Annotated in this window: 10 protein-coding genes and 1 pseudogene; 1 reads left to right on the top strand and 10 read right to left on the bottom strand. The window is 42.9% G+C overall.

Going from position 1 to position 11,856, the window contains the following annotated elements:
* From O9300_RS17905 to O9300_RS17885, 5 genes are all read right to left on the bottom strand, one after another.
* On the bottom strand, positions 1-2,037 hold a 2,037-nt coding region (locus tag O9300_RS17905; protein ID WP_287973104.1), incomplete at its 3' end, for a formylglycine-generating enzyme family protein.
* Positions 2,037-3,119 (bottom strand): AAA family ATPase, encoded by a 1,083-nt coding sequence (locus tag O9300_RS17900; protein WP_287973103.1) that lies wholly within the window; start codon positions 3,117-3,119, stop codon positions 2,037-2,039. The genes O9300_RS17900 and O9300_RS17905, both read right to left, overlap by 1 nt.
* A gap of 4 nt (positions 3,120-3,123) precedes the next feature.
* Positions 3,124-4,749 (bottom strand): VMAP-C domain-containing protein, encoded by a 1,626-nt coding sequence (locus O9300_RS17895; RefSeq protein ID WP_287973100.1) that lies wholly within the window; start codon positions 4,747-4,749, stop codon positions 3,124-3,126.
* On the bottom strand, positions 4,740-5,909 hold the full coding sequence (locus tag O9300_RS17890) for a caspase family protein (protein ID WP_287973098.1): 1,170 nt from the start codon (positions 5,907-5,909) through the stop codon (positions 4,740-4,742). The genes O9300_RS17895 and O9300_RS17890 overlap by 10 nt, the downstream gene beginning before the upstream one ends.
* Positions 5,902-7,116: a lipase family protein gene (locus O9300_RS17885; RefSeq protein WP_287973095.1), complete on the bottom strand. Its 1,215-nt coding sequence runs from the start codon at positions 7,114-7,116 to the stop codon at positions 5,902-5,904. The genes O9300_RS17890 and O9300_RS17885 overlap by 8 nt, the downstream gene beginning before the upstream one ends.
* A 228-nt stretch (positions 7,117-7,344) precedes the next feature.
* On the opposite strand from O9300_RS17885, the gene O9300_RS17880 reads away from it, so the two are divergent.
* Complete coding sequence (locus O9300_RS17880; RefSeq protein WP_287973092.1) at positions 7,345-7,587, top strand: hypothetical protein; 243 nt, start codon at positions 7,345-7,347, stop codon at positions 7,585-7,587.
* 193 nt (positions 7,588-7,780) lie between these two features.
* On the opposite strand, the gene O9300_RS17875 is transcribed toward O9300_RS17880, so the two are convergent.
* The 5 genes and pseudogenes from O9300_RS17875 to O9300_RS17855 all read right to left on the bottom strand — a co-directional run.
* On the bottom strand, positions 7,781-8,266 hold the full coding sequence (locus O9300_RS17875; protein WP_287731904.1) for a bZIP transcription factor: 486 nt from the start codon (positions 8,264-8,266) through the stop codon (positions 7,781-7,783).
* Positions 8,267-8,273: 7 nt separating this feature from the next.
* Positions 8,274-9,074, bottom strand: a complete 801-nt coding sequence (thiD, locus tag O9300_RS17870) for a bifunctional hydroxymethylpyrimidine kinase/phosphomethylpyrimidine kinase (RefSeq protein WP_287973089.1) — start codon at positions 9,072-9,074, stop codon at positions 8,274-8,276.
* 6 nt (positions 9,075-9,080) lie between these two features.
* Positions 9,081-10,328, bottom strand: a complete 1,248-nt coding sequence (gene ftsZ, locus O9300_RS17865; protein ID WP_002756934.1) for a cell division protein FtsZ — start codon at positions 10,326-10,328, stop codon at positions 9,081-9,083.
* 192 nt (positions 10,329-10,520) lie between these two features.
* The gene (locus tag O9300_RS17860; protein WP_287973088.1) at positions 10,521-11,342 is read right to left on the bottom strand and encodes a cell division protein FtsQ/DivIB; all 822 of its coding nucleotides are present in this window, start codon (positions 11,340-11,342) and stop codon (positions 10,521-10,523) included.
* A 58-nt stretch (positions 11,343-11,400) separates the two neighbouring features.
* Positions 11,401-11,856 (bottom strand): annotated as a pseudogene (locus O9300_RS17855) (RRXRR domain-containing protein); the annotation flags it as partial.

Raw genomic sequence — 11,856 nt, 5'->3', positions numbered from 1 at the left:
GGCGATCGCTTTCCACTGGGCCTGGGTGATGGGGTATTTACCCATAAAGAAGGGTGGGACAGTTACTTCATGTTGTGGTCTTTCCTTTCTAAATCCTTCCCAATTAAATTTTTTAACCAGTCTTTCGATTTCCTCGTCTTCCGTTCCCATCGTGAATGTGCCACCGGGGATGGCAATCATTTCTAAGGTAATGCCATTGCCCAAATCTTCGCTGAAATATTGGGACTGTTTCGACTCTTTTTTGATTTGCTCACCCTTCGCATTTACTCCCACCACCTCAAAGTTAAATGATAACAATTCTAACTTTTGCAACGTTTTAACTGAAACTGGATTAACTGAAACTGGAACTTTCTTTGATTGCGTATTTTGTGACGTTTGAGAACCAGGGGTACGGGCTGCCGTTTGCTCCAGTTGCTCTGCAATGGCCAGATAATTTCCGCCCAAATTTCTTAAGATTCTGGCTGACACTTCGGCAAAAGGACGAATAACACCCTGTATATCTCCACCTATTTCTGTTGAGGGTTTTTTCAATTCAGCGAGGAAGTCCCGTAATTCTAGGTTCAGTTGTTTGGCAATATATTTAGAGACGCGATCAAATACATCTACTGTAGTAGAGCGAGTAGAACTAAGTTGTAAAATGTCTCTTACTTCTGGATTGATAAAATCGTAGAGTACCGCATCTGGGTCAGATTCCTTAATCCCTAACGAACGAACGCGAAGAATACCGCCTAAAAATACTTCTGCGATTTGGACTTGACCTGCTTCTGGTAACATTTCCTTACGGATCAATCGAACTACTGGCAGAAAAATTGTCGGTGTTGCCGCTAACAATTCAGCTAATTCTTGAGCTAAAAGTGAGGCATTGTTGCGAAATCGTCTAACTATTTCTTCTGGAGTTAAATTTAGCTTGGCCTCGGGTTTTAATTCTTCTTTGGTATCGGGAGTCAGTACAAATCCTGCCACTTTAGTATCACTGCGCCCCACGACTACACTACTCCATCGTTCGACACTGAGAGGTTCCAAAGTAAAAACAGGAATCTGTAAGCGATTCTGTTCACGAAAGACGTTTTCCCAAATCAGCACATCTCTAAATTTTAATCGACTATTAGTTAGGCCCGGTTCATCACTAAACAAAGTTACTTTCGCTCCCAATCCCAAGCCAGTTTTCAGCCAAAGCCATTCTGGAAGCATTTGCAATATAGCTAATGGACTCGATTGACTCCACAATTTTAAAAGCGGAAACATCCTACCATCTCGCCAATAGGATGCCACACAATCACTAACTACTACAATGAGACGACGGCCATTCGGATTGAGTAATTCTTTAGGATGATAAACTCTAGAATTAGTCTTGCTTAATCCTTTATAAAGAAATAGATTATTTTCCTTGAAAGCTAATTGCCAGACCTGTACATCACGAAAGATACCGTAATGTTGTAGTACAGTTTTAAGATCCGTTAAGGTTTGATGCCAAATATCCATCGACGGACTGCGATCAAATACCAATGCTAGTTCTAACCAAGGTTCTAAAGTTGGTTTAAAAACAGGGTTCAAGATTTTTTGGTCAGTTGCGGCAAAACTTTCCACTGTTCGGACTTCATCCAAAATACTTGGACGATCCTGTGTAGGTACGCGCCGCAATAATGTTTTTAAAGCTCTTGCCAAAGATAGAGAACTGCCCAAATCCGACGGATTATCGACTGGAAAAGTTAAAGAGCCACCGCCACCAACGAATGAATCTTTGCTTTGTTGTCGCGGGAATAAGTGTCCCACAGGTTCCGTTTTTTTCTCTTCTTCTTTCCCTAGAACCTTTTGTTTGGATTCAGATGAGGATGAAGAACTATTACCATTAGAAGAACCATCTTCAATTTCTTCTTCACTTTTGCTTTCAGTAGTTTCTACAATTTGAGGCCAATGGAGCAATAGCCAACACAAATCCGCCAACTCGTAACCGGTCATTTCTAGCTCTGACTGATTGAGAGTCTTAAGTAACCTTTTGAATCGATCCGGTTTCACTGATGCGGAAGCATCGCTCATTATAATCCCTCCGTATCGTTCAAACTCTTAAGCAATAACTCTTTCAAAGATTTGCGATCGAGAGTGGATTCTGGACCACCAGTCAACATATAAACAACGTTGAGGAGTTGATCCGTTGCCAAATCTTTTCTATCCAGAAAATCTGTAATTAATTGACCAATGCGATCGCTAGACTTATTAAAATATTCATCACCCATGTGAGATTTGACTATGGATTTAAGATTATTAATGCCCGGATTGGGCATATTGATTCTAATACAACGTCTTTTGAAGGCTGGAGGAAAATCTCTTTCCCCGTTACTGGTCATAACGACGATAGGAAAAGCATTACATCCCACTATTCCGCTCTTTAGCTCGACGGGATGAAGATTTTTATCCCAGGTAAAAACCGAAACTGTTTTATCGGGGTTTCTCTCTGTCCAGCGTTTTATTTCGGGGATTTCATATTCGCCTTCTTCAAACAGATTGAGGAGGTCATTGGGCAAATTGATGTCACTTTTGTCTATCTCGTCTATTAGCAACACTCTGGGCAAAGCTGAAGGAAGAAATGCCGTACCCAAAGCTCCTAAAGTAATATAAGAGCCGATATCTTGTTTTCCATCGGGTTCTGATTCTTGTAAGCGGGCGATCGCATCATAACGATACAAACCGTCCTGAAGAGTTGTTCGAGCCGTAATCGACCATTTTAAAACCGGACCCAATTTCAGTTGGTATGCTAAAGCATAGGCTAGGGAAGTTTTCCCCGAACCGGGACGACCAGTCACTAACAGGGGACGACGCAAGCATAAAGCCGCATTTACTCCGGCGATCACCAAATCGATAGCTTCCTGAAGTTGAGCATTTTGAGAATTGGTTTTATTATCAGCGATTTCTGACAAACGGAATTTTTCACCGCGCTCGCGATCTTTTTTTTCTTTCTCGACAAGTTTCAATAATTCTGACCAGCGATCGCTATCTCGATCGAGAATAGGTCTGTCGAAATTTCTCCAAGGAGGTGGAGAAGGAAGATTAAGAGTTTCAGATAGCTGTTCTCCCCGACCATTAAACGGTTGCCAGTGAACTGATTTAGTTTCTTCTACCATTTTATTACTTAGCTCCTATTGTTTGTAAGGGATTTTCTTCTGGCAAGATTTCTGGGTCTTCTAACAACATACCGAGATAATAACCAGGATACTGTTTACGCTCTGTTTCAGTTCTGGTTCCCCATGAAACAGTTCTTAGTTCCCAAGTTTTTTCCAGTAACCCACGACATCGATCGGATAAATTATCGCAACTCAGACATTGTGTAAATTCCTGTTCAAATTGTACTTCTGAGGGAATAATATCCCAATTCCAAACGGCGATGGGAATACCACTATCAAAAATAGACTCAAAGAACCTCATACGCTCAAATTTATCGACAAAGAGAGAACCTTTTAATATAATCCCCCACAGATTCGAGCAATTTTTCATAAAAATCTCTAGTTCTTTCCAATTAGAGATTTGATTATTTCCAATCTCAATTATATTAGATTTTTGAGTATTTTTTATTTCATTAGCTAGAATATTCTTAGATATTTCCCGACAATTATCTCTCAAAAAAGTATCGATTCTTTCCCATCCTTTTTTGAGTAATCCGATGCGACTATTTTTCCGTATGCGTTCTCTACTTCTTAAAAATAGTCGGTAGTTTACTACCAATGATCTAGGTGTTTCTTCTTCATAAATTATTACCCAATTATCTAAATTAGAATGTAAATCAAAAATTGGAATAAATACTTCTATTCTTAATTCATCAATTGCTTTATCTCGAAATTGAGGCTCACTCTCAAGATAATCGATGTATGCTTTTATAGCTCTCGGAATATCTTCAAATTTAGGACAATCAAAGCCTTTTTTATCTCTAGATAATGAAATTTCAGATAGTTCATCCCGAAATTTAAACTGTCCCCTCACGTTCCATGTATCTTGATTTTCTCCATTGGCAAGTCTGTCAATCATAATTAATAATATCGGTGGCAAGCAAGAGCTATTTTTATTAATCTCAGAGATAGGTAAGATTTCAGTTTTTTTCAAACCGCAACTAGCCTCATCTAACCATGATTTTATACGTTCGTTATCACCTAATGATTGAGCTAATTTCTTTATCAATGCTGTGGATTTATACTGATCAAGAAATACTTGTTTTAATAATTCATAATTCTTGGTAAAACACAAACTCTTGATATAAAATTTGTCATCTTCATGTTTATTTATTTCTTCAATCTTAGAACAGGCTTGCCAAATATCTTTCCAATCGATTTCATCGAGAATCGGGCATATTTCCGACCATAAACAGTCAAATAATTCGTCGCAATTATTATTTGGTAATTCAATATTCTCATTATCAAAAAGAGTAATTGTCTTAGGAGATTGACTCATTTCTTTTTGTTGTTGTTGTTTAGCAATATCACTAATAACTGCAATTAAACTATCGTAATAAACACTATCTTTTTCGTAAAAATTAATCCCATCTATTAAATCACAAAATTTATCTATAAATCCGCTTAATGCTTTTAAAATACCCAATAATGAAGAGCGCATATCGCTTCGTTCTTCCACACCTTTAACACTCAAAAAACCAATTATATCTTTTCTCTTTTGGGGATCTTGAATAGAAGGGCAATTCTCCAAGGCATCAATCAGCCGATTGAATCCTTGATCACTTGGTTTAGTGGGAACACTCAACAACATTCTAAAGGAAACTCCTCCGGCAACATTTGTATCGTGGCTTTTCTTAAATTTTGCATGGCAACAGAATCATTTTCGTAGAGCATATCAATAACGTCTAATAGCTCCGCCAATCCTCCTGAATAACCACGAGAAGTTTTAATTGCACTTAATACTACACTGTTTGCATTACCTTCCATGATGATGTTATTGGCTATTTCCTTCCTGAGATTCAAAATAATATCTTTTCGACTTTGGGGATCTTGCATTGACTGGCATTGTAAAAAAAGATCGCGCAATAGGCCTAATTCTTGGATAGTTAAATTGCGAGGTAGCGGAAAACTATCCCGTTTCCCTGTTTTAGTGGCTGGCTCAATTTCGCTAAATCGTTCTTTTCTATTACCCGACCAGTCCTGATATAAAAGATATGAAGGAGTTTGCCTGGTGTGTTTATCTTCTCGCAGTTTGATGAACTTTTTCTGCACGGACTGCATAACTGACTCCAGATCTGGAGGCCAAATCTCTGTATCTTTTAATGAGTTCAATTCATTTAATAGTTCTCGTGAAAATATACCCGTTTGTTCGTCGCCTTTATTAATCGCATATTCTCCCGGATTGGCGGCAAACATTACCATTTGTTTTTGACTTGGCAAATGTTTACCGATAGGGGGAAGATCGTCAGGTGGAGTTATCTTTAATAATTGGGAATTAGCGCAAGCATCGAAGATTAATAACTGCTGAGGTAAATTTTTATATAAATCGGTCTGCATAGCATTAAGCTGGGCAGTTAAATTAAGGTTCTTCAAGTCCTCCATTGTCGCATCGGCATAAATCAATCGACGATCGCCTTGAGGGACGATCCAACCGTGTCCCGACCAAAACAAGAAAAACAAGCTCGCCGTTTTTTTTCTCGCTTCTTCACGCAGAGCTTTATTGATTATATCTTTGGTCGCTTTTAACGGTTCACTCTTGATCAGACTGGTAATCTCGTCAACGATTCCAGTATTGCGATCGAGTGGAGATGCGAAAACCGAAATATTTTCGGGAGGCACATTGCGATATCGTAACCATTGACAGAACCGATAAACATCATTGACCGGACCGTTCAAATCCGGAATAGCATTAGAATCGGCATACCTTTCAATGCCAACTAGAATAGCTTGCGTTGTCGATGGTTCAGCCATTAACTATCTTCTCCATCTTCTGCCAAACGGCATCCCAAACCTTGTCATTATTCCAATATGCACCGTGAGACTCGGGGAACGGTTGTTTACTGTCGATTTCCACATCTTCTATCTTTCCAGGGAATATTTTCTCACCCACATAACTGAGGAAATCGTTGCGATCATAAATATTTAACCAATCGGGGAAAGTATCCGGCAGCTTGGCATTGGGATTATATTCCATCCCCACCAAAGCATTCAGTTCATAAAGAATAGGAGATTGAGAACCGATCGTCACCAACAAAGCCACTTGTGGTAATTGTTGTTCTAATAGCAAATCGACGGCAATAATACCACCCAAACTATGGGCGATTAATACGGTGGGATATTCCAGACGTTCAACGGTTGTGCGAACAAAGTCTCTAAGCTTTTGTCCCCTTGCTTGATACATCAAAATATCTCCCAAAGTGCCACTATATTCTTCCGTGAATCCATTTCGCTTTCTTTGGAGATTATTCTGAATAATACGCCTGATCGTACCAGAAATCATCTCTTTTATGCCGGACAAAACTCCTTTTTCCGTACCCCCTAATTCCGCCGCTATTTGCTCGACAATTTGATCTCGTAATCCCCCATTAACCGATAAGGCAAATTCCCCGTATTTATCTCTCACCAAAATAGCACTCTGGGCTACCAGCGCACGGGCGATCGCTATGCGGTATTCTCCTAATGGTTCCGTGGCGGATTCGATCGCTTTTTGATAATCGCTTTCGTTGACGATAATGGATTGGGATTGAGAAAAAAACTGGCCAATTCCAGCCTGATCGAGCATTTCTTGCAGATTAGATGATGGATTTAAGGCTCGAACCCGATTATCCAAATCCTCGCCTAGCTTTTCTCCAAAAACAGCCCCTTTATCCTCGGAACTTATGGTTAGGATTTGCAGTTCTATGAGTGGATCCTGATATAGTAACTGCCATAAACCCAGAACATAGTCTTCATCAGTTAAATCGGTTTCTGAGGCTTTTTTTTGATCCGACACTGGAATAGATAGTCCCCCAGCATTTAACGTTGTGCCGAGGGAACCACCCCAGTAACACTTATGAAAACACAAATTTTCATTGCGTTCTTTCAATTTTCGGATAATGATACTAAAAGTTTTGCTATAGGCAGGTTCTCGTACCCCAGTACCGTGGATAAAAACTAGGTTCCAATCCCATTGTCTCATCGACTTACCCCATCAAACCGACTCATTTCTTCACTCAAGATACTCAATTTCTTCACTCTTCTCTATCCTCTGACTCAAAACAAGGTCTTCACGTCCCCACCTGACCATCGACCTACCGATTGGATACGGAGACCATCAGACCCCTACCCAATATTATCTCAAGACTAAAAGGTTTTCTGGTGGAGAAATCGACCCAATTGACATCCTCGCCGCCGGGGCCGGACGGTGATGAGCGTGAACGAAAAGCGTATTACAGTTTTCTTAAAGGACGGTAGCCAAGAGAAAATCGTCAACGAGTCCGGCACGGAAAAACTAAAAGAGAGAGAACGGCTCAACAAGATGACCGAAGAGGAAATAGATCAAGCTGCCCGTTCCGATCCCGATGCGTTACCGGTAGAGGATGAGGAAATCTGGAAACAAGGTAGATGGGTGGGTCCTGAACCTTTACCTGAATTGGTTAGGACTGGCTGAAAAAGTAAGGGCGAAGCATTCGGACAGGAAATCTACGGTTTCAGCGATGGGTTATACCCGAATGCTTGGCCCCTACAGGACTTCTCACTCCCCACTTTCCTATCCCTTTTAAACAGGATTTATTATTATTCGGGTAAATTCCCCGACTGTTAAAACCGACTAATTGAGCTTAAAATGCCGAGATGAAAGTCAATCAGTCGGTCGAACCCGCGTTTCTAGAGGCAGAAACCAGCCAAAAAGCCCCTAAACCGGAGGTAAGAACCACGATAATAATTAACCCGACCACTAACCAAATATTTTTAGGTAATTGCTGTTTTGAAGCAGTAACGGTGATAGGAGGGGTGACTGAGACTTCTTCCTTAACTGGCAGCGAAGGGGAGGGGGGTGTAACCAGACGGGGACGAACCGGGATGACGAAGGAGGGTTCCTCGATGGGATTCCTCTCGAAACTCTCTACCACTCTTTCTAATCGTCTTCCCTGAGCAACTACTGTCTCTATTTCCTGACGTAATTGCCGATTACTCTTGACAAGTTGCTGGTTTTGTGATTCTAGAAATTCCACCCGTGCCTGAGTGGCCTGCAATTCTTTGACTAATTCTCGATAGACCGAGAGGGGAACCGAGGGGCGACCAGTGCAACTCTGGGGTACTTGGGGGGAAATAAGCGGCGTAGTGGTCATGAATTGACTAATTTAGGGCTTTTAAGCGGTAAAAATGGCCCACAGGACCGGTTCCTTGACCGATAGCGAGGGAATGATCGAGGGCGTTAGTAACGTAATCCTTGGCTTTTTTCACCGCTATTTTCAGGTCATCACCCAAAGCGAGGTTAGCGGCGATCGCTGCCGACAGGGTACAACCAGTCCCGTGAGTATTATTGGTTTCGACGCTTCTGGTCTTAAAAGTTTCCCATTCCTCCCCATCAAAGTAGATATCAACCCCACGCAGCCGGCCTTTCATGCCGCCACCTTTCACTAATACTGGTGTGGTCGACTTCTGGAAAATAATTTCGGCGGCCGCTTTCATCGCCTCAAAATCATTGATCTCAATGCCACTTAAAAGCTGTGCTTCGTAACGATTAGGGGTAATAATCGAAGCCAAAGGAATTAAACTATCAAAAAGACTATCTATAGCCCGATCATCAATTAATTTGGCTCCTACCCGCGAAACCATAACCGGATCCACCACTAAACTGATTAAACGCCAGCGCTCGATCGCCTCGGCCACTGCTTCGATAATCTCGCTGCTGAACAGCATTCCTGTCTTGACCGCTTGCACACCAAAATCCCCGACCACGGCATCGATTTGGGCCGTTACCATTTCTGGACTTAGGGACTCGACGCGCTCGACCCCCAGGGTATTTTGGGCGGTAACGCAGGTAAGGGCGCTGGTGCCGTGAACTCGGTGGAAGGCGAAGGTTTTCAAATCAGCTTGAATTCCCGCGCCGCCACCACTATCGGAACCGGCGATGGTGAGGGCAATGGCAGTCATAGGCGGTTAGCGATCAAAAGGACGACGACGTTGCAAGAATTCGGGGATATCTAATCCCGCCGGTTTTGGTGGTTCGGGAGTCGGGGCCGGACTGGGTGCGGGGGCATTGATCACCACCTTGCTACTGGTGGGACGAGAGGGGGAATCGCCGGAAAAACCGGTGGCAATGACGGTAATTCTGACTTCTCCCTGCATTTTCTCGTCAATTACTGCCCCGAAGATGATATTAGCGTTGGGATCCACCACTTCATAGATAATTTCGGCGGCGGCATTGACTTCGTGTAGGGTTAGATCTTGACCGCCGGTGATGTTAAAGACTACGCCTTTCGCACCTTCGATCGAGGATTCCAGTAACGGCGAGGAAATAGCAGCGATCGCTCCTTCCTTAGCCCGAGATTTTCCGGAACCGATGCCGATGCCCATTAGGGCTGAACCCGCATCGGCCATCACTGCCCGCACATCGGCGAAATCCACATTCACCAGACCGGGGATAGTGATAATGTCCGAGATCCCCTGTACCCCTTGGCGCAGCACATCATCAGCGACGCGAAAAGCCTCCTGTAGGGGAGTGTCGGCGGGTATTACCTGTAATAACTGGTTATTGGGGATAATAATCAGGGTATCGACCCGACTTTGTAAACCGCCCACCCCTTCATCGGCCTGATTAGTGCGACGACGACCCTCGAAGGTAAAGGGACGAGTCACAACTCCCACGGTCAAACAGCCGATTTCTTTGGCAATTTCGGCCACAATTGGAGCGGCCCCCGTTCCCGTGCCGCCGCCCATCCCGGCGGTAATAAAGACTAGATCGGTTCCTTCCAATGCTTGGGCGATTTCATCCCGAGATTCTTCCGCCGCTTTCTGTCCGATCGCCGGATTGCCGCCCGCCCCTAGGCCGCGGGTTAATTTTGTCCCGATTTGTAACCTCTGGGGGGCGGAGGAGTGGGCTAGGGCCTGGGCATCGGTGTTAATTGCCCAAAATTCGATTCCGGTCACGCCACTGGCGATCATGCGGTTAACGGCGTTACAGCCCCCACCGCCGACCCCGATCACCTTGATCTTGGCGACATTGCTTGGCACGATGCGATTACTACGACTTTCTTCTCGGGGTGTCATCTGTGATTCATGGGGGCGAGTAAATAATACTCCAGCATTATTCTGAGAGTAATGATTATCTTCGCTCATAGCTGAACTGGCATAATCGTTACTGTTCAGATTGGGATAGGTAGGAACGATTTCATTAATCGATGTCATTGGAATTGGAACACTCTTAGTACAAGCTTCTGTTATTGATTTGATGAATTAGAGATGCAATGTTAACACTATCACTAATATTATGTCGGTTCCAGTATCTACATTATCAGTTTCTGGTTCAGAAAATCATAATTTGGGGTTTTTGGCAATACATAAAGGGAATAATTGCGGTTATTTGCTGATCAATTCCAGTTAATCCCTACCAGTTGCCGTTACTTTGGCAACGATAGGGGCTGGCTGCGGTTTTAATTGTACAGTGGGAGCATCGGGATTGCTCAGGTCAATGTAGAGAATTCTCGCTAGAGGTATCTTGGATGACAATTGCCGCGATTGTACGAGAGCGGTTAATTTTTCGGGCAATCTATCTTTATAAAAACCTAAATAGACCTGTCCCAGTTCAGTTTTTAGTACAAGATTACTAGGATTGCGCCAATCGATGGCGGTAACTTGAATCGATAAGTTATCAACTAAGGGATAAATTTTTTGCCACTGTTGTTGATATTGTCGGTCGTAACCAAGCACTTCTAAGCTAGGTAATTGGGTTTTGGGCAGAGTTCGACCATAATAGTTTTTAGGAATTATCGTTCCCGAGGCATCTAAAAAGCCTTGCTGTTGATGGGAACGCCAACGGGCAACAGGTTTTCTTTCTTGAATAGAAACAATCACTTTCGGGGGTAATAATTGCCGCTCGATCTTAACGTCGGCAATAGCGGGAATAGCTGCTAATTTTTCTCGCAATTGATGGGTAGGTAATTCCCAGAGAGACAGAGGATAGCTTAATTTTAGCCAAGCACGAATCGACTCGGGCGACATTAATTCCGTGCCTTCGATTTCCACCTGTCCGGCCTTGGTAATTGTCCAATAGGGCGAAGTCATCCCCCAAGCTAATCCCGTCGCTAAACCACTAACCACCAGAAAGCGACCCAAGGCTTGCCACACCTTTGATCGCCTTTGGTGGCGCAGGTTTTGTCGTTTTTGTTCTAGGGAGAGGGAAGAAAGGATTTGATCACTCATCGAAAAACTGGGTCTGAAACCCGCCCTTTAGCGATAACGGAGGGCGGCTTTATATAAGTTAGCGAGAAACAATTAAACCGTTAGAACGACGAATTAACTGAATCTTGCTAACAGCTATCTGTCCCAATCGTTTCCAATTAGTATCGCTTACAGATAGCTGTTTTTCGGTATCTCCACTAACATAACCAATTCCTTTGGGAGAAGAAACTAAATCTCCTTTACGGAACCCATGTCTTGTGGTCGAGCCACCATATTTACGTCGTTTACCACCTTTAGAAAAAACCATCAGGTGAAGTTGACGACGACTAATAGGAGGACGTTTGATGACAGCAAAGGGAGCGTTTGTTACTTTAACATAACCCTTCCAATCATATCCATGTCCATTAGAAGTATGGAATGGCAAATAATCTAAAAATTGAAAACAGGCAAGAGCAATTCCATCGTTAGCATGACTTTCGGGTGATTGTTCTGCTTTATTTTTAGACTTTTCTAGTCGCAAATGTTTTCTGAGATT

Source organism: Microcystis sp. LE19-195.1E (assembly GCF_027532095.1).
In the GTDB taxonomy this organism is placed as follows: domain Bacteria; phylum Cyanobacteriota; class Cyanobacteriia; order Cyanobacteriales; family Microcystaceae; genus Microcystis; species Microcystis aeruginosa.
The sequence above is the reverse complement of the archived record's forward strand: the minus strand, read 5'-3'. Positions and strand labels throughout refer to the sequence as shown.

What these genes read in the sequence shown, in the direction of transcription:
- O9300_RS17875 (WP_287731904.1), bottom strand. Translation starts at nt 8,266, where the DNA reads ATGACCACTACGCCGCTTATTTCCCCCCAAGTACCCCAGAGTTGCACT.
- O9300_RS17860 (WP_287973088.1), bottom strand. Translation starts at nt 11,342, where the DNA reads ATGAGTGATCAAATCCTTTCTTCCCTCTCCCTAGAACAAAAACGACAA.
- O9300_RS17900 (WP_287973103.1), bottom strand. Translation starts at nt 3,119, where the DNA reads ATGGTAGAAGAAACTAAATCAGTTCACTGGCAACCGTTTAATGGTCGG.
- O9300_RS17880 (WP_287973092.1), top strand. Translation starts at nt 7,345, where the DNA reads ATGAGCGTGAACGAAAAGCGTATTACAGTTTTCTTAAAGGACGGTAGC.
- thiD (WP_287973089.1), bottom strand. Translation starts at nt 9,074, where the DNA reads ATGACTGCCATTGCCCTCACCATCGCCGGTTCCGATAGTGGTGGCGGC.
- O9300_RS17890 (WP_287973098.1), bottom strand. Translation starts at nt 5,909, where the DNA reads ATGGCTGAACCATCGACAACGCAAGCTATTCTAGTTGGCATTGAAAGG.
- ftsZ (WP_002756934.1), bottom strand. Translation starts at nt 10,328, where the DNA reads ATGACATCGATTAATGAAATCGTTCCTACCTATCCCAATCTGAACAGT.
- O9300_RS17895 (WP_287973100.1), bottom strand. Translation starts at nt 4,749, where the DNA reads ATGTTGTTGAGTGTTCCCACTAAACCAAGTGATCAAGGATTCAATCGG.
- O9300_RS17885 (WP_287973095.1), bottom strand. Translation starts at nt 7,116, where the DNA reads ATGAGACAATGGGATTGGAACCTAGTTTTTATCCACGGTACTGGGGTA.